The following is a 22,084-nucleotide window of genomic DNA, read 5'->3' on the forward strand; positions in this document are numbered from 1 at the left end:
ATTATATCTTTGACAATGGCAAGTATTGAGGTGATGCCATGTCCCAACTGGATTCCGAACAGGAAGTCGCGGCGGTTCGCGCCTTCAACCGCTTCTACACCCGCAAGCTCGGCGTGCTGGACCAGCAGCTCCTGAAGAGCCCCTTCTCGCTGAGCGAGGCCCGGGTGCTGTACGAACTCGCCCAACGTGAAGATCTCTCGGCCAAGGAGATCGGAGCCGAACTGGGCCTCGACGCAGGCTATCTCAGCCGGATCGTGCAGAATTTCGATGAAGCCGGACTGATTACCCGCGAACCGCTGCCGTCCGACCGCCGGCAATACCGCCTCGCATTGACCGCCAAGGGACGGCAGACATTCGCAAAACTCGAGCGCAGCATGAAGGACGAAGTTGCAGCGATGCTGGCGAAATTGCCGCACGACGGCAAAGCGCGCTTGATCGGGGCGATGGCCGTGATCGAACGGCTGCTCGGTGAATCCGGCGGCCAGCGTTCGCCCGCGGTGCTGCGCGAACCGCGTCCCGGCGACATGGGATGGGTGGTGCAGAGCCATGGCGCGTTCTACGCCCGCGAATACGGCTTCGATTCCTCTTTCGAGGGGCTCGTCGCCGAGATCGCGGCGAAATTCCTCAGCTCATTCGACGCGTCGCGAGAGCGCTGCTGGATCGCCGATATCGAAGGTGCGCAGGTCGGCTCGATATTCCTGGTGCGACACACCGATGACGTCGCCAAGCTGCGCCTGCTGCTGGTCGACCCGGCCGGGCGTGGCCAGGGGCTGGGCCATCGGCTGGTCGCCGAATGCATCGCGTTCGCGAAGGCTTGCGGCTATCGCCGGATCACGCTGTGGACCCAGAGCATCCTCGTCGCCGCCCGAAAGATCTATCAGGAAGCCGGGTTCAAGCTGGTCGCCACCGAGCCGCACCGCAGTTTCGGTCAAAGCCTGATCGGCGAAACCTGGGAACTGGAACTGTGAAGCCCGCGCGTCGCGATACGGCGCGGCGCGTCACGCCAGAACTCATCGCCTTCCATGTCAGGCGCGCACATCAGTTGCGCATCGAAGCCTGGCGCAACATGTGGCGCGCATTATGGGCATTGCTGGTCAGGCTGACGCGCCTTGTGCTTTAGGCCGCCGCAAATGCTCGTCCAGCCGCGGCATGATCTCGACGAAATTGCAGGGACGCGTGCGGTAATCGAGCTGGGCGGCGAGGATGCCGTCCCACGCATCGCGGCAGGCGCCCGGCGATCCCGGCAGACAGAAAATGAAGGTCGCACCCGCTACTCCCGCGGTAGCGCGGCTCTGCACCGTCGAGGTGCCGATCTTGGCGTGGCTCAGCATGTGGAAGGCGATGGAAAAACCATCCATCCGCTTTTCGAACAGCGGCTCGATCGCCTCCGGCGTTACGTCGCGGCCGGTAAAACCGGTGCCGCCGGTGGTGATAATCGCATCGACACCCGGATCGGCGATCCATCGCTTGATGATGACGCGGATCGCATCGATGTCGTCGACGATGATCTCGCGCGCGGCAAGGTGATGACCGGCCGCGGTCAGCCGTTCCGCCAGCGTGGCGCCTGATTTGTCATCGGCCAGCGTGCGGGTGTCGGAGACCGTCAGGACCGCGATGTTGAGCGGCACGAATTCTTTTGATTCATCGATGGAGGACATGACTGCTTCTTCCCGTCATGCCCGGCCTTGCGCCGGGCATCCTCGTCTTTCAAGCTACAACGCGCCTTGGGCAAACGTGTTGCAAGCCTGCACCGTGCCCTGCTGGTAGCCGGTCATGAACCACTGCTTGCGCTGTGCAGCGGAGCCGTGGGTGAAACTGTCGGGCACCACCCTGCCCGTCGACTGCCGTTGCAGCGTGTCGTCGCCGATCGCGGTTGCCGTCTTCAATGCCGCGTCGATGTCGCCGGCCTCGAGGAAGCCGGGACGCTTCTTCTCCTCGCGGTTGACCCAGACGCCGGAAAGACAATCCGCCTGCAGCTCGACCTTGACCTGCAGCGCATTGGCTTCCGCCTTGCTGCCGGCCTGCTGCTGCAGCCGGTTCACGCGCGGCAGGATGCCGAGCAGGTTCTGGATGTGATGCCCCGCTTCATGGGCGATGATATAGGCCGTCGTGAATTTGCAGGCACTGCCCGAGCAGCCGCGAAAGCGCGTTTCGACCTCGCGGAAGAAACTGGTGTCGAGGAAGATCTGCTTGTCCGGCGGACAGTAGAACGGCCCCATCGCCGACTGCGCCATGCCGCAGCGGCCGCCATTGGTGGCGTTGCGAAACAGCACGATGCGCGGGCCCGTATAATTTTGCCCGCTGGACTGGAAGATCTCGCTCCAGCGGTCGTCGATCTCGCCGAGAATGCCTGAAATCATGCTGCCGACTTCGTCCTTCGGCGCACCGGTCTTGACCGGTCCCGATCGGCGATCGGTCTGGTAGGTCGGCGCCTGGCCACCACCGGTCAGAATTTCGGCGCCGCCGATCAGGATGCGCGGATCGATTCCGAGGGCGTAGCCGACGAGGCCGAGCACAATGATGGTGCCGATGCCAAGCCCGCCGCCACCCATCGGCAGGCCAAAGCCGCCACCGCCGCCGCCCATTCCGCCGCCGTCGTCGCGACGGTCTTCAATGTCGTCGCTGCGGCGGAAATCATCATAACGCATGGCGGTATTTCCTCATCCCGGCTGTCTGCTCAAATACCCAACGCGGCAATCACGTAAAATTTCCATTCCATTAATCAATAACCCGCCCGGCAAAAATTGCCTAGTGCGCGAGCGGTCCACAATCTCTGCTGGTATTGTAACCGGCAGACTCTCTTCCGCATTCTCTGTCGGCAACAAGCTTGGTTAAGTCGATTTTTACTTTGCCCGGTCAATGTATCGCCAGTCGGTTGTTTAGTCCCGCGTCGCCGACAGCGTCGCCTGAGTCAGAGTAATTGAGTCATGGTTGTGTCGCGTCGCGGGGCGTCTGCAAGGGCGCCCCGCACTAAATTTGAGTTCGAGTCCAGCGCTCGCATCGTCGTCGGCGATTGCGTCGCCGAGATGTCGAAGCTTCCGGCTGGTTCGGTCGATCTGGTGTTCGCAGATCCGCCGTATAACCTGCAGCTGAAGGGCGATCTCAAGCGTCCCGACGAATCCCATGTCGATGCCGTCAACAACGACTGGGACAAGTTTTCATCCTTTGCCGCCTATGACGATTTCACCCGCGCCTGGCTGCTCGCCTGCCGCCGGGTCATGAAACCGTCGGCGACGCTGTGGGTGATCGGTTCCTACCACAACATTTTCCGCGTCGGCGCAATCATGCAGGACCTCGGCTTCTGGGTTCTCAACGACATCGTCTGGCGCAAGACCAATCCGATGCCGAATTTCCGCGGCCGCCGCTTCACCAATGCCCATGAGACCATGATCTGGGCGGCGCGCGACGAGAAGGCCAAGGGCTATACGTTCAACTATGAAGCCCTGAAGGCCGCCAACGAGGACGTGCAGGCGCGTTCCGACTGGCTGATCCCGCTCTGCACCGGCGAAGAGCGCCTCAAGGGCGCCGATGGCAAGAAGGTGCACCCGACCCAGAAGCCCGAGGGCCTGCTGGCGCGTGTGCTGCTGTCGTCATCGAAACCCGGCGATCTCGTGATCGATCCCTTCAACGGCACCGGCACGACGGGTGCCGTGGCAAAACGTCTCGGCCGCCGCTACATCGGCTTCGAGCGCGACAAAACCTATGCGAAAGCGGCCGAAGAGCGCATCGCGGCGGTCGAACCGCTGCCCGAGGCGACGCTGGCGCCGTTCATGACCGCACGCGACGCCCCCCGCGTGGCCTTCTCCGAACTGATCGAGCGCGGCATGATTCCGCCCGGCACCAAGCTGGTCGACTCCAAAAAGCGCCACGGCGCCCTGGTCCGCGCCGACGGCGCCATCATGCTCGGCGACAAGGTCGGCTCGATTCATCGCATCGGCGCGGTGGCGCAGGGCTCCGGCGCCTGCAACGGCTGGACCTTCTGGCATGTCGAGACCAAGAACGGCCTCAAGTTGATTGACGAACTGCGTGCCGAAATCCGCTCCGGGATGGCGGCGGGCTGAGCCTCGTTTCACATCATCACGGGACGTCCAGGCGCGGCCGATGACACGGCCGCGCCAAAGCACCGTAGCGTGCGCATGGCCCGTGGCGAGAAATGCGGCTCTGCCCATCCCCCGCGCAACGGGCGTGATCCGCCGGCATGGCAGCCGTGTCATGTACGCGGGTGGCGATACGCCTTTTCGCTCCTATTTGCTGGGATAAGTGCTAACTTCATTTGCCCACAAGAGATTGCTCCCATGCGCACGCGAGGCTCCGAGTCGTTCATCGTGCTGCCACTGCTGCCGATCTTCCTGATCGGCTTGTTTCCAATGCTGCTGTTGAGTTTGCTGGGCCCCGCCGGGTTGATCATCCTCGGCATCCTGGTCGCCAGCGCGGGCCTGACCGACATTCTGGACGCCAGCGGCACCTTCAGCGAGCAGATCATCGTTCACGGTTATGCGAAAGGATCGGAGCGCACGGGGCAACGAACGGCGCTACGTTCGGAAATGCGCTTTGCATTGGTGATGATTGCTTCCGGTGCCGCCCTTGCGGTCGCCGGCATAGGCGGTTTGGCGCTGTCGTAAGAGGGAGTTTCGCTCGTCTCGAGGGCCCGGCCCGGTCACAAACTCGTCGCTTGCGCATCCCGCAAAAATTTGAGCATGGACGTGACACAAGGCGGCAATGCCGCCGCGTGCCGCAGCAAGTTTCCATGACAAGAAGCAATGGGGGAAAATTCCAAATGCTCAAATTCTACTTCAACGGATCGCCCAACCCGACCAAAGTCGCCCTCTTCCTGGAGGAAGCCGGCCTCGCCTACCAGCCTGTCGCCGTCGACACCCGCAAGGGCGACCAGTTCAAGCCGGAATATCTCGCCATCAATCCGAACGCCAAGGTGCCCGCCATCGACGATGACGGCGTCAAGGTGTTCGACTCTAACGCCATCCTGCTTTATCTCGCAGAAAAGACCGGCAAGTTTCTGCCCGCCAACACGCCGGCCAACCGCGGCGAATTGCTGTCATGGCTGATGTTCGTCGCCACCGGCATCGGGCCTTTCTCCGGCCAGGCCGTCCACTTCAAGCACTTCGCGCCGGAAAAGATCGACTACGCCCATAACCGCTACCAGTTCGAGGCGCAGCGGCACTTCGGCATTCTCAACGATCATCTGGCCAAGCGTCGCTACATGGTCGGCGACACCTACACCATCGTCGACATGGACGTCTGGGGCTGGGCCCGCATGATCCCCTTCGTGATGGGCGAGGAGGCGGTCGCGAAATATCCCAACGTCAAGCGGCTGGTCGACGAGATTTCGGCCCGTCCGGCGGCAGCCAGGGCGATCGCGCTGAAGGATAGCTTCAAGTTCAAGGCCGAGATGGACGACGAGGCCCGCGGCAACATGTTCAAGCATATGTCGGTGAAGGCCGCCTGAGCGCAACACCATCGGAAAACGGCGCCCTCACGGGCGCCGTTTTTGTTTCGGGGTGGGTCAACCCGCGACAGCGAGTTTCTGCTCCGCAGGGAACGGCCCGAGCACGCGCTCGACCAGTGCGGAATCGCAGTACTCCTTGATCTCCTTGATCTTGCCGTTCTCGATCCGCCACACCATGCAGTACTGATTGTCGTACCGCTCCCCCGATTTGGTGACGTTGTCGCCGCGGGCTTCGACCACGACATAATCGCCCTCCGCGATGAAGTTGAACGCCCGCGTGCGCGGCCGCCCGGCGGAAAGCAGCGACCGCAGGTGGCCCATCAGGCCGTTGTTGATGGCCTCACGGCCCTTGAATTCGCCCGACCAGGAATATTGGCCGGTGACGACCCAGGTGACATCCTCGGCGATATTGTCGGGGAAGGTCGTTCCGCTGCGGTTCGCTGAATCTGTGTAGATCTGCTGCACCAGTTTCTTGTTGTCGGCTGCACTCATGATTGTCTCCATTGTTGGATGATGGTGGGAGACCGCGTTGTCCGCGGTTGATGGACATCAGGCCGCCGGAAACGGCCGGCTGACATCGGGTTCGAGCGGCAGGCGCAAGCCGTTGGCGAGATAGCCGACCGTTCGGTAGTAGCCGGCGAGCATCAACAGCTCGAGGATGGCCTCATCCTCGAATGCCGCCCGCAATGCGGGCCACAGCTCGTCGCTGATGTTGCAGGTGTCGTGCAGTTCGTCGGCGAGGCGGATCAGAAGCGCGTCGTTGGCTTCCCAGCAACCGCTGTCGGCATCTCCGTGCACCGTGGCGCTGACCTGCGCCGCGGTTAGCCCCGCCTCGCCGGCAAAGTAGTGCACGCGCATGCCCCATTCATATTCGCAGCCGCAGCGCGCGGTGACGCGATGCAGCAGAACCTCGCGCTGCCGGATGCTGAGCCGTGTTCCGGGCAGATAGCTCGGCGCGCCGCGAATGAAGCGCTCGAACAGATCGGGATGGCGCGCGAGCGTGGTGAACAGGCGGAAGGGCGGCATCCAGGATCGCGGCATGCGATCGAAGGCGGCCTGAACTTTGTCGGGATAAGGCGGTGTGGCCGGCTCCAGTCGTGCGGTCATGCAGGCGGGTCTCGCTGTTTCGAATGCCCGCCATCCTCGGCCGTCGTCGCTCATTCTTCCAATCGATAGTAAGTATGATATATATTCACCGCATGAATTTGAATTCGCTTGACCTCAATCTGCTGGTCGCGCTCGACGCCCTGCTCAGGGAAGCCAATGTCAGCCGCGCCGCGATGCGGATCGGGCTGTCGCAGCCGGCGGCGAGCCACGCGCTGCAGCGGCTGCGCGACCTGATCGGCGACCCCCTCCTGGTGCGGACCGGAGCGCGTATGGAGCTGACGCCGCGGGCGCAGGCGCTGCGAGCGCCGCTGGCGCAGACGCTCGATCAGGTGCGCTCCCTGTTCATCGCCGATGAGTTCGACGCCGCGAGCAGCGAGCGCCAGTTTCGCCTGATGATGCCGGATCTGGCGGTCGAGCTTCTGATGCCGCCGCTGATGGAGAAGATCACGAAGGCGGCGCCGAACGTCCGGATCGACGTGGTGCCGTGGCGGGGTCCTGCGATCTTCACGGCGGAGTTCGCCCGCACGATCGACATGGTGATCTCGATCGGCAACGCCTTTACCGGATTTCACCGGCAACGGCTCTACACCGACAGCGACGCGCTCGCGGTGCGGCGGGGCCACCCCATCGGCGCGCGGCTGAAGCGGCCGGACGTATTTCTCGACGCACGCCACGTCGCGGTCGTGATCCGCGGCCAGAGCGAGGACCTGATCGATATGTGGTTACGACCGAAGGGCATCGAGCGGCGGATCGCGCTGGTCGTGCCCGGCTATCTCGAGGCGCTGCATGTGGCGGCACGCACCGATCTCGTCGCCTTCGTGCCGCGCCGCCTGATCGGCGCGCTGTCGAAGCAATTGTCGCTGGCAACGGTCACCCCACCGCTCGATCCAGGGATCGACGAGCAGTTCATGTTCTACCCGACCCGCGCCCAGATGGACCCCGGCTCGATCTGGCTGCGCAACATCATGCTCGGCATCGGCCGCGAGATGGAGCGCGCCACAAGGAAGGCTGCGTAGCAACTATTAAACCCTCATGGTGAGGAGGCGCGCAGCGCCGTCTCGAACCATGAGGCCCAGCCAGTGCCATTCATCCTTCGAGACGCCGCTTCGCGGCTCCTCAGGATGAGGTCTGAGATAAGATCTCAGGCTTTCTCCTCCGCCAGCACCTTCTGCACCGCCGGCCGTTCCGACATCCGCTTGCGGTGAGCGGCCACCTTCGGCAGCGCCGCAAGATCGACGCCGTCGCCTTCGAGCCAGAGTGCGATCGTAAACAGATAGGGGTCGCAGATCGTATACTGCTCACCCATCACCCACGGCCCCTTCAGCATGTCGCGCTCGATCAGCGCGAAGCTTGCGGCCATGGTTTCCGGCACCTTGCGCTTCATGTCGGCAAACGAGGACTCCTCAACCGCCCAGCGATAGCCGCGCATCTTGTGGGCATGATTGATGTGCACGGTGGAGCAGAGGTAGCTGTTGAAGGACTGCGCCTGCGCGAATGCGAAGGGATCGTCGGGCATCAGCCTGGCCTGCGGAAAGCTCTGCGCGATGTAGGCGAGGATCGCCGGCGTTTCGGTCAGAGTGCCACGGTCCGTCACCAGCGCCGGCACGCGCCCCTTCGGATTGATCGCAAGATATTGCGGGGTGGTCTGCTGGCTGTTCTTGAAGTCGAGCCGCTCCGCCGCATAAGGGGCGCCGGCCTCTTCCAAAGCGATATGCGAAGCCAGCGCGCAGGTGCCGGGGGCGTAATAGAGCTTGAACATGGTGATCCTCTCGGTAGGAACCGAAGAGGTTAACCGCGCGTCTGTCCGCCGTCCATCCCCGGAGCGTTGCAGCGCTCTGCGCCAATGCAACCCCTGGCGTGCAGTCCGCCTGCGCACGCCATGGAGGCGTTCACGCCGCGAGCGGCTGACGCTTTCCCTTGATATAGACGCTTACGATCGTGTCGTCGGCGGGATAATGCTCTGGCGCGACCGCCGTGATCTGGGCCTGAATGCATTTCCACGTGCCATTCTCGAACAGGTAGGTATCGGTATAAGTGGTCATGCCGGTGACTTCATTTCCTTCACGGCGGCGCGTGTATTTGTTGGTCGAACGCACCAGCGCAACGTCTCCGATGACGGTAATCAGTTCATCACGAACGTCCCAGTACACGATGACCTCAGGATCGAAGGCCGTTGCCCAGTATTTCAGATATGTCGCGCGATCCCATCGCTGACCCGTGGGCCAGATATTGACAAAGCAGGGATGAAGAATGGCGTCGTGCGAAGCCACGTCGTTGGTCACGAAATTATGGATGAAGCGGGCGTTCAACGCGCGCAATTCGTCCATGGTGTCGGCCGATTGTTGATCACGCACAGCAGGTTGCATCTTTAGTCTCCCGGACCTTGTTAAAGTGCCAGTTGGCGCGCCTTCTCGGCGGTCGCACTGTCCGCCGGAAAGAAACATTCGATCTTGATCTGCTGCAGCGCCGCGTCCGTCGGCATCGCCAGCGTCGTGAAGGTGGAAAAGAAGGCAAGGCGATAGTCGCCCTTCGCGAGTTGCATCGTCATGACAGGCGAGGACGCCTGCGAGTGGCGTGGAAGCCGCCATTCGGCCGACAGCCCGGGATAGGTCATGATTTCATCGAGCAATTGCGCCGCCGCCCGGCTGCCTTGCGCGACATCGCGATGCAGGATCTGGATCAACTGCCGGGCGAACTCGTCCCAGTTCAACATGAACTGCCGCAGGCCTTTTGGATGAAAAACGACGTGCATGGCGTTGTCCGCAAGCCCGTTTTCCATCTCGTATGAATCGCGAAACGGCTTGAGCAGGCGCGCCGACGCCTGATTGCGGATACGAACGTCCCAGTGCCCGTCGATCACGATCCCCGGATAGGGCTCCTGCTGCCGGAGAATGAAATCCAGTGCTTGCCGCACCGGCTGCAGATTTTCGGCCGCCAACCCCTTGTCGCCATAGGGCGGCACGAATCCTGCCGCGACATGCAGGGCATTGCGCTCCTCGAGCGGCAGGTCGAGCGCGCTGCCGAGCAACTGCACCATCTCGCGGCTCGGCTGCGACCGGCCGGTTTCCAGAAAGCATAGATGCCTGGCCGACACGTTTGCGTCCGCCGCCAGTTCGATCTGGGTCAGCCGGCGAACGCTGCGCCAATGCTTCAGCAGCCGGCTGAAATGTCCGGCCGGGATTTCGTGCGAGTTCGTGTCCGAAGCACCCATGCCGACAATCTAGACCATCGCATCAGGACGGCAATTACCTCCGATGTAAGTGACGAGCGCCGCAATCCCTTGCAGACTGAACCCCGTAGCGACCGAAGTTCAAGGACAGCATGGATGGACAAGAGCGCAATCACGAAAACCCTGACGCAATACATGGCGGCGTGGAACGAGCCTGACGATACGGCCAGACGCGCCTTGCTCGCGCAATGCTGGAGCGACAGCGGGATCTATCTCGATCCGAACGTCTTGCTGGCCGGACGGGACGCACTGGCGACGAAGATCGGCGAGGTGCTGGCCAGCCGGCCCGGCGCGCGGCTCGAGTTCATGAGCGGTATCGATATCCATCACAATATGATCCGCTTCCTCTGGCGCCTGGTCCGCCCAGATGGAACCTGCGGCGACACATCGATCGATTTCGGCGAGATCGGTCCCGACGGCCGGCTGGTCAGGATCGTCGGTTTCTTCGGCCCGGCCCCGCCGCTCCCGTAAACCACCGGGGCCGTGAAGGACTTGCCGGCCCTTCGCAGTTGCCCACTGCCGTCCCTCATGCGATGACGCCCCGGGAAGCAACAGGGGCGTAACATGACTGTTCTCATCGCGGGCGGCGGCATCGGCGGGCTGACGCTGGCACTCAGCCTGCACCAGATCGGCATTCCCGCCCGGGTCTTTGAAAGCGTGCCCGAGCTGCGGCCGCTCGGCGTCGGCATCAACGTGCTGCCGCATGCGGTGCGCGAATTGATCGAGCTCGGCCTGCTCAATGCGCTCGACGCGGCCGCGGTCCGCACCAAGGAGCTCGCGTATTTCTCCAAGCACGGCAAGCCGATCTGGAGCGAGCCGCGCGGCATCGAGGCCGGTTACAAATGGCCGCAGTTCTCGATCCATCGCGGCACGCTGCAGCAGATCCTGCTCGATGCTGCGATCGAACGGCTGGGAAGAGAGAACATTCTCACCAGCCATCATCTCTCCGGCTGGACCGAGACGGAGAACGGCGTGCGCGCCGAATTCATCGACAAGGCAGCGGGCAAATCGCAAGGCAGTTTCGACGGCGCACTGCTGATTGCGGCCGACGGCATCCATTCCGCGGTCCGTGAAAAACTCTATCCCGGCGAAGGCCCGCCGATCTGGAACGGACGCATCCTCTGGCGCGGCATCACCGACAGCGACGCGTTCCTGTCCGGCCGCACCATGATCATGGCCGGCCACGAGATCCTGAAATTCGTCTGCTACCCGATTTCGAAGCAGGCGGACAGCGCCGGCAAGTTCAGGATCAACTGGGTGGCCGAGCGGCACATGCCGCCGACCTATCAGTGGCGGCGCGAGGACTATAACCGCACCGCAAAACTCGAAGAGTTTCTGCCCTGGTTCAAGGACTGGAAATTCGACTGGCTCGACGTGCCCGGCCTGATCGAGAACTGCCCGCACGCCTACGAATATCCGCTCGTCGATCGCGATCCCGTTGCACAATGGACATTCGGCCGGGTCACGCTGATGGGCGATGCCGCGCACCCGATGTACCCGATCGGCTCCAACGGCGCGTCGCAGGCGATTTTGGACGCGCGCGTCATCACCCGCGAAATCCTGGCGAAGGGCACGACCAACGCCGCGCTGGTCGCTTATGAAGCCGAGCGCCGCCCGGCGACCACCGACCTCGTGATGCTCAACCGCCGCAACGGTCCCGAGCAGGTGATGCAGATGGTCGAGGAGCGCGCGCCCAACGGCTACAACGTCGTCACCGACGTGCTCTCGCTCAAAGAGCTGGAAGACATCGCCGCCAACTACAAGCGCGTCGCCGGCTTCCAGGTCGAGGGGCTCAACGCCAAGCCGCCGATCGTCCAGATCACGCGGGAAGCGCCGCGCGCTGCGAGCTAACCGAAGGATCGATCACCTTCGCCGTCTCGACCAGCCGCGCGCTGGTCGTGGCCGTCGCCAGCAGCGTGCCATCCTCAGCCGTCAACCGCCCCTCCACAAAGGCGACGGTCTTGCCGAGCTGGGTGACTTTGGCCTCGCCGGTGATCGGCCCCGGCTTGGCCGGCGCCAGAAAATTCACCGTCATGGTGATGGTCGCTGTGTAGAGCTTTCCGTCCGTCATGGCGAACACCGCCGGCCCCATGGTGTCGTCGAGCATCGCCGAGAGAATGCCGCCCTGCACGAATCCGGCCGGGTTGCAGAAATCCCGTTTGCCGTCGAAGCCAATCCGGATCCAGCCATCCTTCGGCCGCGCATCGAGAAGATGCCACCCGAGCAGTCTTGAAGACGGCGGGGCGTTGAGATTGTCGAGAGCGGTGCTGACCATGGGAACCTCCGTGAGGCTCCCTGTCTAACGCGGGCCTGCTGCCAGCATGGTGTCAGCAGGCTTCGGGCGCGTCGCGCCTAGAGGTCCAGCCCGTGCGCGATGGCCTTGCGCATCACATTGGGCAGCGCCTCCCCGGCGAGCGTTGCGATCGGCACCCAGCGCATGCCCTCCGGCGCCCGCGTGCGCGCAGCCAGTTTTGCGGTGTAGACCACGAGCTCCAGCGGAAAATGAGTGAAGACGTGGGTGACGACGCCCGCCTTGCGGTGCCAGCGCGCCACGCCCTTGAGCGCAGGCGCCTGCTTCAGCGCCGCCTCGTCGTCCTGTCCGGCCAGCCATTCCGAGCCCGGTACTTCGGTCATGCCGCCGAGCAGGCCTTTTTCCGCCCGCGTACGCACGAGGAGTTCATCGTCGCGCGTGACAATGAAGGCGGCGCCGCGGCGCAGGGTACCCGCCTTCTTCGGCGCCTTGCGTGGAAAAATCTCCTGATCGCCGCGTGCACGCGCCACGCAATCGTCATTCAGCGGACACAGCGCGCAGGCCGGCTTCTTCGGCGTGCAGATCGAGGAGCCCAGATCCATCAGCGCCTGCGCACTATCGCCAGCGCGAGAGGGGCCGAGCAGCATCGATGCCAATTCCCCAATCAGCGGCTTGGCCTGCGGCAGCGGCTCTTCGACCGCGTAAAGCCGAGACACCACGCGCTCGATATTGCCGTCCACCGGCATGGTTCTGATGTCGAAGGCGATCGCGCCGATCGCCGCCGCCGTATAGGGCCCGATCCCCGGCAATTTGCGCAGGCCTTCCTCGCTGTCGGGAAACACCCCGCCATGGTCACGCAGCACGGCGACCGCACAGGCATGCAGATTGCGCGCGCGCGAATAATAGCCGAGCCCGGCCCACATCCGCAGCACGTCGTCCTGCGAGGCGCGGCCGAGCGAGGCGACATCCGGCCAGCGCGCCAGAAACTTCTCGAAATACGGCCCGACCGTTTTGACGCCGGTCTGCTGCAGCATGATTTCGGACAGCCAGACCCGGTACGGATCGGCCCGCTCACCCGCCGGCGGCCGCCACGGCAGCCGGCGGCGATGGCGGTCATACCAGTCGAGCAGCTGCGCGGAGCGCGAGGCGCTGCTTTCGGTCACGGCTGCTTTCTTTTTCGTGGCAATCATTGAGGACACATCTCACTCTAGGATTGGAAAGCCGCAATTGCCAGATCTTGCGAACTATAACGCGTTACGTTATAGTCACCCATGATTCAAAGCTTCGCAGATCCCGAGGCGGAATTAATCTGGTCCGGTCAGCGCAGCAGCTGCCGGCCGATATTCAGAACGTGGCGCTCAGAAAGCTTCGTCTTTTGAATCAGGCCCGGGTACTCGGCGATCTCCGTCTTCCGCCTGGCAACCGACTGGAAGCTTTGAAGGCGAATCGTCACGGACAGCATTCAATCCGGATCAACGACCAGTGGCGCATCTGTTTCGTCTGGAATGAGGGAGGACCGACGCATGTCGAAATCGTCGACTACCACGGCTAAGAGCGGGCCTCTTCAAAACCCGCATCCCGGCGAAATCCTTCTTGAGGAGTTCCTCAAGCCGATGGGGCTCAGCCAGAACGGGCTGGCGCGTGCCGTTCACGTGCCACCGCGCCGCATCAACGAAATTGTTCTGGGCAAGCGAGACATCACCGCCGATACCGACCTTCGGCTCGCGCGCTATTTCGGTCTCTCCGAAGGTTTCTTTCTTGGCCTGCAGATGGACTACGACCTGATGCAGCGGCGGCGCGAGATCGACCGCGATCTGAAGGCGATTCGGCCGCGCGCGGCGTGACCCGGGCCGCCGCCACGGTTATAAGGGGCCCATGGCAAAACCCGGCTGGATCTCGGCAAAACCCCTCTCCGTCCTGCTCAGCGACGTGTTTTCGGACGCCTATGCCAAGCAGGGGTTTGCCGCACGCGAGCTGGTGACGCGCTGGGCTGATATCGCGGGAGCCGAAATCGCCGCCCATTCCGAACCGCTGAAGATGCAATGGCCGCGGCCGGTGGAGGGGCAACCGCAGGAACCGGCCACGCTGATATTGCGGGTCGAAGGCCCGATGGCGCTGGAGATCCAGCATTCCTCCGACGTGATCCTGCAACGGGTCAACCGCTTCTTCGGCTGGAGCGCGGTCGGCCGGCTGGCGCTGCGGCAGGCGCCGCTGTCGCGCCGGAAGGGCCCCGCGCCCAGCCGCGTGCCGGACCCGAAATCGGTGGCAAAGGTCGCCGAGACCCTGTCGGCGGTGGAGGACGAGGAACTGCGCGCCGCACTGGCGCGGCTCGGCGCCGCGATCAAGCGAAATTGAGGCTTTTGCGCAGCTCGCCCGGCGCAACCCGCCATTGCCACAACTAGCGTTTCAAGCTAGCGAAGGCTTCTTTTCGTACTTCTTTCGGGCGTGAACGCGCCATTCGGGAGCAGACCTTGATGATCACGCGCCGCGCCTTCACCGCCGCCCTGTCGCTGACCGGGCTGACCGCCCTCGCCGGCTTCTCGCCGCTGCGGCTGATCACGGACGCGATGGCGCAGGGCGCCGCCGACGTCGCCAAGCCGCAATCCTTGCCCGACATGGCGCTTGGCCCCGCCAACGCTACGGTCACCATCACCGAATACGCCTCGATGACCTGCCCGCATTGCGCGGCGTTCACCGAAAAAGTGTTTCCGAAGATCAAGTCGGAATTCATCGACAGCGGCAAGATCCGTTTCGTGTTCCGCGAATTCCCGCTCGACATCAAGGCCGCCGCCGGCTCGATGCTGGCGCGGTGCATCGCCAAGGACGACGCGCCGAAATTTTTTGCCGTGATCGACCTTCTGTTCAAGCAGCAAAATGACTGGGTGGTGAAGAACACCACGGAGACGCTGGCCCGGATCGGCAAGCAGGCCGGCCTCACCCAGGCGCAGGTCGAGGACTGCCTGAAGGATCAGGCGCTGCTCGACAAGATCGCGGCCGACCAGAAGTTCGCCGCCGAGGTGCTGAAGGTGCAGTCGACACCGACCTTCTTCATCAACGGCGAGATGCTCAAAGGCGAGCAGAGCTTCGAGGAGTTCTCAAAGCGCATCAATTCGCTGTTGAAGAGCTGATTCGCGCCGCCAGATTCATATCCGGCCATAAGTCCAGAAAAAGGCTCGATAAAAGCGCCTCAAAAGGCTCCGTAAAACTCTTGGGAAAAGCCCGCAGGGCCGTTGCCCTCCGGCCCCAGCCTCGCCATTGTCGCGCTCCAGAAGAGCCGCAATGGGCTATCCATCCACACCGACATTGCCTTCTATGGTATTGTCACGGCAGGGAGATTCGCGCCCGGCCAACAGAGATTTGTGTTCATGAAACTCACGCGCCTCCGCCTCCACGGTTTCAAGTCGTTCGTTGAAGCCACTGATTTCATGATCGAACCCGGCCTCACCGGCGTGGTCGGACCGAACGGCTGCGGCAAGTCGAACCTCGTCGAGGCGCTGCGCTGGGCGATGGGCGAGACCTCGCACAAATCGCTGCGCGCCGCCGACATGGATGCGGTGATCTTCGCCGGTTCCGGCAACCGACCGGCGCGCAACCACGCCGAAGTGACCATGACGATCGACAATTCCGATCGCTCGGCGCCGGCTGCCGTCAACGACAGCCAGGTGCTGGAAATCTCCCGCCGCATCGAGCGTGAGGCCGGTTCGGTCTATCGCATCAACGGCCGCGACGTCCGCGCCCGCGACGTGCAGATCCTGTTTGCCGATGCCGCCACCGGCGCACGTTCGCCGGCGCTGGTTCACCAGGGCAAGATCGGCGAGATCATTCAGGCGAAACCAGAACAGCGCCGCCGCGTGCTGGAAGATGCCGCCGGCGTCGCCGGCCTGCACGCCCGCCGCCACGAAGCCGAGCTGCGGTTGAAGGCGGCCGAGACCAACCTCACCCGCGTCGAGGACGTGATCGGGCAATTGTCCGGTCAGATCGACGGATTGAAGAAGCAGGCGCGCCAGGCCATTCGCTTCCGCGAAGTCGCCGCCAAGGTGCGCAAGGCCGAGGCCACGCTGTTCCATCTGCGCTGGCTGGAGGCCAATGCCGACGTCGCGGAAGCCGGGCATACCCACGACATCAACGTTCGCGAGATGGCCGAGCGCACCCGCGAGCAGGCCGAGGCCGCGCGCATCCAGGCGATCCGCGCCTCCGAACTGCCGGCGCTCCGCGAGGGCGAAGCCCGCGCCGCGGCGGGGCTGCAGCGGCTCACCAATGCGCGCGAGCAGCTCGACCGCGAGGAAGAGCGCGCCAAGGAGCGCGTCGCCGAGCTCGACCGGCGCCTGACGCAATTCGCCGCCGACATCGCGCGCGAACAGCAGCAGACCTCTGACGCCGAAGTGGCGCTGCAACGGCTCGACACCGAGGACGCCGAGTTAAAGGAAGAGATCAAGTCGCGCGTCGAAAAGCGCTCCGGCGTTGATGAACGCGTTTCCGAAGCGGAAGCGACGCTTTCCGCCGCCGAGCGCATGTTTGGCGAGCTGACCACCGCGCTCGCTGACCTTACCGCCAAGCGCAACCAGCTCGAAGCCGGCGTGCGCACCCACCGCGACCGGCTGGCCCGCCTCGATCAGGAGATCGCCAGCGTCCAGGCCGACGAGCAGAAACTCAGCGACGAGACCGGCAATCTCGGTGACCTCGACGCGCTCGCGGGCGCCATGGAGACCGCACAGGAAACGCTGGCGGTATCCGAAGCCGCCGCACAGGCCAGCGAGACCGGCCACATCGCCGCGCGACAAAAGCTCGAGGCCTCCCGCGCCCCGCTTAACGAGGCCGACAAGCGCGTGCAGCGGCTCGAGACCGAAGCGCGGACGATTTCAAAACTCGTCAACGGCGAGACCAAGAATTTGTGGCCGCCGATCATCGACGGCGTCACCGTCACCAAGGGCTATGAGAAGGCGCTGGGCGCCGTGCTCGGCGACGATCTTGACGCCCCCGTCGACCCTTCCGCGCCGATGCGCTGGACCAATGCGGGTGCGAGCTTCGACGATCCGTCGCTGCCGGCCGGCGTCGACCCGCTTGCCGCCCATGTCGAGGCGCCGTCCGAGCTGGCGCGTCGTCTCGCGCAGATCGGCGTCGTGCCGAAGGAGCGCGGCGCTGAACTGGTGTCGCAATTGAAGACCGGCCAGCGGCTGGTGTCGCTGGAAGGCGATGTCTGGCGCTGGGACGGTTTTGTCGCTTCTGCGCACGCGCCGACCGGCGCCGCACGGCGTCTCGCCGAGCGTGCGCGCCTCGTCGATATCGAACACGAGCTGGAGCAGGCCCGCACCGACGCCGCCACGAGGCGTCAGGCGCTGGAAGACGCCGAGGCCGAACTGAAGGCGGCCTCGGCCGCCGAAACCGCCGCCCGCGAGGCCTGGCGTGCCGCGCAGCGCGAGGCCGATGCGGCGCGCGAGCGCCATGCCACGACCGAGCGTGAGATCAATCGCCACGCCGCGCGCAAATCCGCGCTGACCGAAGCCCATACCCGTCTCGCCGCCGATCGCAGCGAGGCTGAAGCCGCGCATGAGAGCGCCAACGCCGCGCTGGCCGAGTTGCCGCCGACCCTCGACACCGAGACGAGGCTTACCGCCGTTCGCTCCGAGATTGACGGGCACCGCCGCTTTGCCGCGCAAGTGCGGGCCGAAGCCCAGGCGCTGGCGCGCGAGGCCGAACTGGCCGACAAGCGCGTGCAGGCGATCACGGCCGAACGCACCGAATGGCAGAACCGCCGGCAAAGCTCGGCCTCCCAGGTCGCCACCGTCGAGGCGCGTATCACCGAAGTGACGGCCGAGCGCGCCGAGCTTGAAGATGCACCGGCGCTGTTTGCCGAAAAGCGCCGCGCGCTGATCAACGAAATCGAATCCGCCGAAAGCGCCCGCCGCGTCGCCGCCGACGCGCTCGCCGCCGCCGAGAGCGTGATGGCGCAGACCGACCGCGAAGCCAAAGCATCGCTCGAAGCGCTCTCCTCTGCCCGCGAGGCCTGCGCCCGCGCCGAAGAACGCATGGAAGGCACCAAGCGCAGGCTTTCCGACATCGAGCGGGAAATCCACGACATGCTCGAAGTCGAGCCGCATGCGGTGGCAGCGCTGGCCGAGATCGAGCCGGGCGCGGAACTGCCGCCGCTGGGCGAGATCGAGGAAAACCTCGAAAAGCTGCGCCGCGACCGCGAGCGCCTTGGCGCCGTCAATCTGCGCGCCGAGGAAGAACTCCGCGAGGTGGAAACCCAGCACACCGCGCTGACCACCGAGCGTGACGATCTGGTCGAGGCCATCAAGCGGCTGCGCCAGGGCATCCAGAGCCTCAACAAGGAAGCCCGCGAGCGGCTGTTGACCTCGTTCGAGACCGTCAACGAGCACTTCAAGCGGCTGTTCGTCGAACTGTTCGGCGGCGGCGAAGCGGCACTGCATCTGATCGAAAGCGACGACCCGCTGGAAGCAGGCCTCGAAATCATCGCCAAACCGCCCGGCAAGAAGCCGCAGACGCTGTCGCTGCTGTCGGGCGGCGAGCAGGCGCTGACGGCGCTGGCGCTGATCTTCGCGGTGTTCCTCACCAACCCGTCGCCGATCTGCGTGCTGGACGAAGTCGACGCGCCGCTCGACGACCACAACGTGGAGCGGTTCTGCAACCTGCTGCATGAGATGACCGCGTCCACCGAGACCCGCTTCATCATCATCACGCATAATCCGATCACGATGGCGCGGATGAACCGGCTGTTCGGCGTCACCATGGCCGAACGCGGCGTTTCGCAACTGGTCTCGGTCGGCCTCGACGACGCCGTGAAAATCCTCGACCAGAACGTGGCGTGAGCTATCTCACGCCATCCTGTTGACGTCATCGTCCGCGCGAGCGGATGATCCGGTACGCCGCGATAGGTCAAATCCGTGCTGCAACAGCCATTCGTGCAGGCGAGAGGAGCCAATTGGGCATTCCTCCGCCAAGCCTCCTGCAAAGCCGCGCCACTGTTCAATGTTACGATAGGGAACACCGACGACAATCGGTACGCCGAGCTGCACTGCGTCGGAGAGCGTTTCGCGCAATCCCCGGCCCTCAGCCTCGAGTTTTCCGAATTTGTTGATGATCAAGAGATCTGGTTCGCTTTCGAGAGATGAAGAGAGCAGGCCAGCGGCCTCCAATAATGCCCCCCGATCCATTCGACACCCTCGCGCTTCCTTTCCGCGATCCTCAGAAATTTGCAGGACAATTCCTGAGGCCAGCTCCTCAACCTCCATGTCACACCTTGTCCGGTCGCGGATGAATTTGTTGTGCTGAACTATCCCCGCCACAGCGATACCCGCGTCACGAATCTTGTAGCCGAGATCAGAAATTATTCGATCAGCGGCAAGGCCGTCAGAATAAACAATCGCGAGGATCGGATACGGTGTTGGCGCGACGATCATTTCAAGACCTCATCATCTGCTTCCGACCCCACCGTGCGGCCATGCCGCCCGGTGGGAATTTCGTATTGAGGCAATCACGCCTTGTACTCTGGGGTCTTGAAAGATAGCCGTTTTGTCGTCTCCGATGCCGAGGCGATTTTCCGGATATCAGCCCATGTCTGCTTGTAGTTTGGGATGATGAGTTCGTTGACGCCGGCATTGACGACGTTGCCCTGAACCCCGGTCGGGAAAGCAAACAGCATGAACGTCTGGTTTCGCTTTGCCGAGGGGGTCGGCTGCACCATGGCCTGCGTCGAACCGGCATCGTTGAAGACTTCGACGATGTCCCCTGCGGCCAAACTCAAATCCTTCATGTCGGCAGGGTTCATTTCAATGAAGGGGTAGGGCATGCGATCCATGACGAAGTCGTTGTACTGGTCCATGAACGCATTTTGCCAGACCAGGTTCGTTCGACCGTTATTGACGAGGAACCGGTGTTTGGCCTTCTGCTCCGCCTTGCCTGCCGCCTGCAGGCCGCGCCAGGGCGTCGCCATAAAGAACGCCTTGCCGTCCTTGGTGGAGAACTTGCCGTCGGTGTAGAGACGCTTCGTTCCGACGATCTTTCCATCCGTAAAGGCTGTCGCCGGCTCCTGGAAGCCATTGTTGCCCATAACCTTCAGCTTGGCGTAGGTGACGTGCTCGCCGCCCTTTTCGTGCTTGGCATAGCCGTCCATGAAGGCATCTTCTTCTGTTTTCCAGTCGAAGCCCTTGAACTGGTCGGCGTAAGCTGCCTTGCCCTGTTCGCGGAGAACACGCTCCATGTTGTTGGCAAGGCGCGCGGCGATGAGGCAGTCGGGCATAGCGTTGCCGGGCGGGTCCATGTAACGCTCGGTGAGCCGCATGCGCCGCTCGCCGTTCATTGACGTCAGGTTCATTTCGCCCGAAACCGCCGCAGGCAGCCAGACGTGAGAAGCCTGACCGATCTGCGTCGGTACGATGTCGACGTCGACCGAGAACAGCCCGCCTTGCCTGATCGCGACCATGATGGCGTCGACCATCGCCTTGCGGTCGCCCCATGGCACAGTGTTCATGGCGTCTTTCACCATGTCCGTGCGGCGCTTGTAGATTTGCTTCAGCTTGAGGGCGTTCAAGGTCGTCTTGTAGTGATCGCAGGCCCAGATGTGATGAATGCCGCCGCGGCCTTCGATCAGGAGTTTGTCGACATAGGCAGCCGGACGCCCGACATGGGCATCCGATGGACGCGAGTAGCCCTCCTGGTGGCCTCCAAGCCGAACTACGCCGCCGCCGGGACGCCCGACGTTACCGGTCGCAAGCGCCAGATTCACGATCGCGCCATTGGTGCGGTAGTTGTCGTTGCCCCAGATGATGCCTTTCTCGTAGCCGAGCATGGTGCGACGGCGCTTGCCGCCGGCTTTGGGTTCGGCAATCCACTGGGCCGCCTTGACGATGTCCTCGGCCTTGAGCCCCGTGGTCTTGGCCGCGTCCTCGATCGACGTCCGGTTCGCCGCCAGGGCCGATGCAAAGTCGGCAAGGGGTTGATCGCTCGGCACGCCACCCGGGCGCGAGATCAGCGCCGCACCCTGTGCAGCAGGCAGCGTGCTGGCTGCGATGAACGCGTTATCGATCCAGCCCTTGTCGGCAATGTAGGTCAGCAAAGCGTTGAACAGGACAAGATCCGTCCCCGGTTCGAGCGCGAGATGCAACACCTTCTCCTTGCCCGCTTCCGCTTCGCAGGCCGCAACGGTCACTGTCCGGCGCGGGTCGATGATGATGATTCGGCCGGCCTCGACCGACTCGTCCGGGAACTCCTTTTTCTTCTTGTCGACTGACGTGCCACGAAGATTTGGTACCCAGTGGTTCAGGAAGTAGTTGGTCTGGGTCTCGAGCGGGTTAGTGCCGATGGCGACGATCGTATCGGCAAGCTCGGCGTCCTCGTAGCAGTTATTGAGTTCGCCAACACCCATGTCGCGAGTAGCATGCACTTCGGAGTTATAGGCCGGACGGTTGTGGATGCGAACGTTCTTGACCTTCATCGCACCGAAATAGAGCTTTCCAGTGCCCCAGGTATTTTCATAGCCGCCGGCGGAGCCGCCGTGGTCGAACATCGAAACGAACAGGCCATCCTCGCCTTGCTCGTTGATCACTGCCGAAGTTACGCGGGCAACCAGATCCAGCGCGTCATCCCAGCTTGTCGGCTGCATTGAACCATAGCGCCAAACCATCGGGTCGGTAAGGCGTTGCAGCTGCGTGCCTCGTTGCTGCGAGGTGTGGTTCTCGGCCATGCGCGTGCCGCGGATCGAGCCGAGCCCGGAATTTACGACGCAATTGACGTCCGGTTTGATGACGAGTTGGACGTCCTCGCCGTTCTGCTTGACGATGTTGTACATCGATGGCGAATACCACGCAGGCGTCTCCGCACCTTGTTGCTTGGACAGATCGACACCGAACTTGTTCGACTTGGCATCGAATCCGCCTTGCTTGTTGATCGGCCACGTATAAGCCTTGTAACCGCAGCCGACGATGCAGTAGTGGCATGTGACATTGTGTTCCTTCGCATCAGCCGGAACGATCGGCAGGCGATCGACTTGTCGCTTAAAGGTCATCGATTCCTC

22 protein-coding genes and 1 pseudogene are annotated in these 22,084 nt (G+C 63.3%); 12 read left to right on the forward strand and 11 right to left on the reverse strand.

Features of this window, described 5'->3' with window-relative positions:
• Positions 1–38: 38 nt before the first annotated feature.
• A complete protein-coding gene (locus JQ624_RS18045; RefSeq protein ID WP_212420254.1) occupies positions 39–968 on the forward strand; it encodes a helix-turn-helix domain-containing GNAT family N-acetyltransferase in 930 nt (309 codons plus the stop codon).
• A gap of 126 nt (positions 969–1,094) precedes the next feature.
• On the opposite strand, the gene moaB is transcribed toward JQ624_RS18045, so the two are convergent.
• Both moaB and JQ624_RS18055 read right to left on the reverse strand, forming a co-directional pair.
• Complete coding sequence (moaB, locus tag JQ624_RS18050; RefSeq protein WP_212420255.1) at positions 1,095–1,658, reverse strand: molybdenum cofactor biosynthesis protein B; 564 nt, start codon at positions 1,656–1,658, stop codon at positions 1,095–1,097.
• A 54-nt stretch (positions 1,659–1,712) separates the two neighbouring features.
• The gene (locus JQ624_RS18055; protein ID WP_212420256.1) at positions 1,713–2,648 is read right to left on the reverse strand and encodes a neutral zinc metallopeptidase; all 936 of its coding nucleotides are present in this window, start codon (positions 2,646–2,648) and stop codon (positions 1,713–1,715) included.
• A 279-nt stretch (positions 2,649–2,927) separates the two neighbouring features.
• Here JQ624_RS18055 and JQ624_RS18060 point away from each other — a divergent pair, with 279 nt between their 5' ends.
• From JQ624_RS18060 to JQ624_RS18070, 3 genes are all read left to right on the forward strand, one after another.
• Positions 2,928–4,061, forward strand: coding sequence for a site-specific DNA-methyltransferase (locus tag JQ624_RS18060; protein WP_212420257.1), 1,134 nt, complete (start codon positions 2,928–2,930; stop codon positions 4,059–4,061).
• 234 nt (positions 4,062–4,295) lie between these two features.
• Positions 4,296–4,622 (forward strand): hypothetical protein, encoded by a 327-nt coding sequence (locus JQ624_RS18065; protein WP_212420258.1) that lies wholly within the window; start codon positions 4,296–4,298, stop codon positions 4,620–4,622.
• Positions 4,623–4,777: 155 nt separating this feature from the next.
• Complete coding sequence (locus tag JQ624_RS18070; RefSeq protein WP_212420259.1) at positions 4,778–5,464, forward strand: glutathione S-transferase family protein; 687 nt, start codon at positions 4,778–4,780, stop codon at positions 5,462–5,464.
• A gap of 57 nt (positions 5,465–5,521) precedes the next feature.
• On the opposite strand, the gene JQ624_RS18075 is transcribed toward JQ624_RS18070, so the two are convergent.
• Both JQ624_RS18075 and JQ624_RS18080 read right to left on the reverse strand, forming a co-directional pair.
• Positions 5,522–5,956: a nuclear transport factor 2 family protein gene (locus JQ624_RS18075; protein WP_212420260.1), complete on the reverse strand. Its 435-nt coding sequence runs from the start codon at positions 5,954–5,956 to the stop codon at positions 5,522–5,524.
• A 57-nt stretch (positions 5,957–6,013) separates the two neighbouring features.
• Positions 6,014–6,571 (reverse strand): carboxymuconolactone decarboxylase family protein, encoded by a 558-nt coding sequence (locus JQ624_RS18080; RefSeq protein ID WP_212420261.1) that lies wholly within the window; start codon positions 6,569–6,571, stop codon positions 6,014–6,016.
• Between the two features lie 92 nt (positions 6,572–6,663).
• Here JQ624_RS18080 and JQ624_RS18085 point away from each other — a divergent pair, with 92 nt between their 5' ends.
• Complete coding sequence (locus JQ624_RS18085) at positions 6,664–7,587, forward strand: LysR family transcriptional regulator (RefSeq protein WP_212420412.1); 924 nt, start codon at positions 6,664–6,666, stop codon at positions 7,585–7,587.
• Positions 7,588–7,712: 125 nt separating this feature from the next.
• Here JQ624_RS18085 and JQ624_RS18090 read toward each other — a convergent pair whose 3' ends face one another.
• The 3 genes from JQ624_RS18090 to JQ624_RS18100 all read right to left on the reverse strand — a co-directional run bounded on the left by JQ624_RS18090 (position 7,713) and on the right by JQ624_RS18100 (position 9,782).
• Complete coding sequence (locus JQ624_RS18090; protein WP_212420262.1) at positions 7,713–8,330, reverse strand: glutathione S-transferase family protein; 618 nt, start codon at positions 8,328–8,330, stop codon at positions 7,713–7,715.
• 130 nt (positions 8,331–8,460) lie between these two features.
• Positions 8,461–8,937, reverse strand: coding sequence for a nuclear transport factor 2 family protein (locus JQ624_RS18095; protein ID WP_212420263.1), 477 nt, complete (start codon positions 8,935–8,937; stop codon positions 8,461–8,463).
• A gap of 20 nt (positions 8,938–8,957) precedes the next feature.
• The gene (locus tag JQ624_RS18100; RefSeq protein ID WP_212420264.1) at positions 8,958–9,782 is read right to left on the reverse strand and encodes a helix-turn-helix domain-containing protein; all 825 of its coding nucleotides are present in this window, start codon (positions 9,780–9,782) and stop codon (positions 8,958–8,960) included.
• 114 nt (positions 9,783–9,896) lie between these two features.
• On the opposite strand from JQ624_RS18100, the gene JQ624_RS18105 reads away from it, so the two are divergent.
• Together JQ624_RS18105 and JQ624_RS18110 are read left to right on the forward strand one after the other, a co-directional pair.
• Positions 9,897–10,271: a nuclear transport factor 2 family protein gene (locus JQ624_RS18105; protein ID WP_212420265.1), complete on the forward strand. Its 375-nt coding sequence runs from the start codon at positions 9,897–9,899 to the stop codon at positions 10,269–10,271.
• A 93-nt stretch (positions 10,272–10,364) separates the two neighbouring features.
• Positions 10,365–11,651: a flavin-dependent oxidoreductase gene (locus JQ624_RS18110; protein WP_212420266.1), complete on the forward strand. Its 1,287-nt coding sequence runs from the start codon at positions 10,365–10,367 to the stop codon at positions 11,649–11,651.
• Here the strand turns inward: JQ624_RS18110 and JQ624_RS18115 are convergent.
• Together JQ624_RS18115 and mutY are read right to left on the reverse strand one after the other, a co-directional pair.
• On the reverse strand, positions 11,620–12,075 hold the full coding sequence (locus JQ624_RS18115) for a PaaI family thioesterase (RefSeq protein WP_212420267.1): 456 nt from the start codon (positions 12,073–12,075) through the stop codon (positions 11,620–11,622). The two genes, JQ624_RS18110 and JQ624_RS18115, sit on opposite strands and share 32 nt — an antisense overlap.
• Positions 12,076–12,152: 77 nt before the next feature.
• The gene (gene mutY, locus JQ624_RS18120) at positions 12,153–13,241 is read right to left on the reverse strand and encodes an A/G-specific adenine glycosylase (RefSeq protein WP_212420268.1); all 1,089 of its coding nucleotides are present in this window, start codon (positions 13,239–13,241) and stop codon (positions 12,153–12,155) included.
• 81 nt (positions 13,242–13,322) lie between these two features.
• On the opposite strand from mutY, the pseudogene JQ624_RS18125 reads away from it, so the two are divergent.
• The 5 genes and pseudogenes from JQ624_RS18125 (at position 13,323) to smc (ending at position 18,881) form a co-directional block, all read left to right on the forward strand.
• Positions 13,323–13,603, forward strand: a pseudogene (locus tag JQ624_RS18125) (type II toxin-antitoxin system RelE/ParE family toxin).
• Positions 13,575–13,895 carry a HigA family addiction module antitoxin gene (locus JQ624_RS18130; RefSeq protein WP_212420269.1) on the forward strand — a complete coding sequence of 107 codons (321 nt, stop codon included), beginning with the start codon at positions 13,575–13,577 and terminating at the stop codon, positions 13,893–13,895. The pseudogene JQ624_RS18125 and the gene JQ624_RS18130 overlap by 29 nt, the downstream one beginning before the upstream one ends.
• Before the next feature lie 31 nt (positions 13,896–13,926).
• On the forward strand, positions 13,927–14,406 hold the full coding sequence (locus JQ624_RS18135) for a DUF721 domain-containing protein (RefSeq protein ID WP_212420270.1): 480 nt from the start codon (positions 13,927–13,929) through the stop codon (positions 14,404–14,406).
• A gap of 116 nt (positions 14,407–14,522) precedes the next feature.
• A complete protein-coding gene (locus JQ624_RS18140) occupies positions 14,523–15,179 on the forward strand; it encodes a DsbA family protein (protein ID WP_212420271.1) in 657 nt (218 codons plus the stop codon).
• Between the two features lie 237 nt (positions 15,180–15,416).
• Complete coding sequence (gene smc / locus JQ624_RS18145; RefSeq protein WP_212420272.1) at positions 15,417–18,881, forward strand: chromosome segregation protein SMC; 3,465 nt, start codon at positions 15,417–15,419, stop codon at positions 18,879–18,881.
• A 6-nt stretch (positions 18,882–18,887) separates the two neighbouring features.
• Here smc and JQ624_RS18150 read toward each other — a convergent pair whose 3' ends face one another.
• Complete coding sequence (locus JQ624_RS18150) at positions 18,888–19,472, reverse strand: DUF2478 domain-containing protein (protein WP_212420273.1); 585 nt, start codon at positions 19,470–19,472, stop codon at positions 18,888–18,890.
• Between the two features lie 74 nt (positions 19,473–19,546).
• Positions 19,547–22,075, reverse strand: coding sequence for an arsenate reductase (azurin) large subunit (locus JQ624_RS18155; protein WP_212420274.1), 2,529 nt, complete (start codon positions 22,073–22,075; stop codon positions 19,547–19,549).
• Positions 22,076–22,084: the final 9 nt, after the last annotated feature.

Origin of the sequence: Bradyrhizobium sp. AUGA SZCCT0283, assembly GCF_018130385.1 — a bacterium.
In the GTDB taxonomy this organism is placed as follows: Bacteria; Pseudomonadota; Alphaproteobacteria; order Rhizobiales; family Xanthobacteraceae; genus Bradyrhizobium.

Coding starts and splice junctions, on each gene's coding strand:
- JQ624_RS18045 (WP_212420254.1), top strand. CDS start 39: ATGTCCCAACTGGATTCCGAACAGGAAGTCGCGGCGGTTCGCGCCTTC.
- moaB (WP_212420255.1), bottom strand. CDS start 1,658: ATGTCCTCCATCGATGAATCAAAAGAATTCGTGCCGCTCAACATCGCG.
- JQ624_RS18055 (WP_212420256.1), bottom strand. CDS start 2,648: ATGCGTTATGATGATTTCCGCCGCAGCGACGACATTGAAGACCGTCGC.
- JQ624_RS18060 (WP_212420257.1), top strand. CDS start 2,928: ATGGTTGTGTCGCGTCGCGGGGCGTCTGCAAGGGCGCCCCGCACTAAA.
- JQ624_RS18065 (WP_212420258.1), top strand. CDS start 4,296: ATGCGCACGCGAGGCTCCGAGTCGTTCATCGTGCTGCCACTGCTGCCG.
- JQ624_RS18070 (WP_212420259.1), top strand. CDS start 4,778: ATGCTCAAATTCTACTTCAACGGATCGCCCAACCCGACCAAAGTCGCC.
- JQ624_RS18075 (WP_212420260.1), bottom strand. CDS start 5,956: ATGAGTGCAGCCGACAACAAGAAACTGGTGCAGCAGATCTACACAGAT.
- JQ624_RS18080 (WP_212420261.1), bottom strand. CDS start 6,571: ATGACCGCACGACTGGAGCCGGCCACACCGCCTTATCCCGACAAAGTT.
- JQ624_RS18085 (WP_212420412.1), top strand. CDS start 6,664: ATGAATTTGAATTCGCTTGACCTCAATCTGCTGGTCGCGCTCGACGCC.
- JQ624_RS18090 (WP_212420262.1), bottom strand. CDS start 8,330: ATGTTCAAGCTCTATTACGCCCCCGGCACCTGCGCGCTGGCTTCGCAT.
- JQ624_RS18095 (WP_212420263.1), bottom strand. CDS start 8,937: ATGCAACCTGCTGTGCGTGATCAACAATCGGCCGACACCATGGACGAA.
- JQ624_RS18100 (WP_212420264.1), bottom strand. CDS start 9,782: ATGGGTGCTTCGGACACGAACTCGCACGAAATCCCGGCCGGACATTTC.
- JQ624_RS18105 (WP_212420265.1), top strand. CDS start 9,897: ATGGACAAGAGCGCAATCACGAAAACCCTGACGCAATACATGGCGGCG.
- JQ624_RS18110 (WP_212420266.1), top strand. CDS start 10,365: ATGACTGTTCTCATCGCGGGCGGCGGCATCGGCGGGCTGACGCTGGCA.
- JQ624_RS18115 (WP_212420267.1), bottom strand. CDS start 12,075: ATGGTCAGCACCGCTCTCGACAATCTCAACGCCCCGCCGTCTTCAAGA.
- mutY (WP_212420268.1), bottom strand. CDS start 13,241: ATGATTGCCACGAAAAAGAAAGCAGCCGTGACCGAAAGCAGCGCCTCG.
- JQ624_RS18130 (WP_212420269.1), top strand. CDS start 13,575: ATGTCGAAATCGTCGACTACCACGGCTAAGAGCGGGCCTCTTCAAAAC.
- JQ624_RS18135 (WP_212420270.1), top strand. CDS start 13,927: ATGGCAAAACCCGGCTGGATCTCGGCAAAACCCCTCTCCGTCCTGCTC.
- smc (WP_212420272.1), top strand. CDS start 15,417: ATGAAACTCACGCGCCTCCGCCTCCACGGTTTCAAGTCGTTCGTTGAA.
- JQ624_RS18150 (WP_212420273.1), bottom strand. CDS start 19,472: ATGATCGTCGCGCCAACACCGTATCCGATCCTCGCGATTGTTTATTCT.
- JQ624_RS18155 (WP_212420274.1), bottom strand. CDS start 22,075: ATGACCTTTAAGCGACAAGTCGATCGCCTGCCGATCGTTCCGGCTGAT.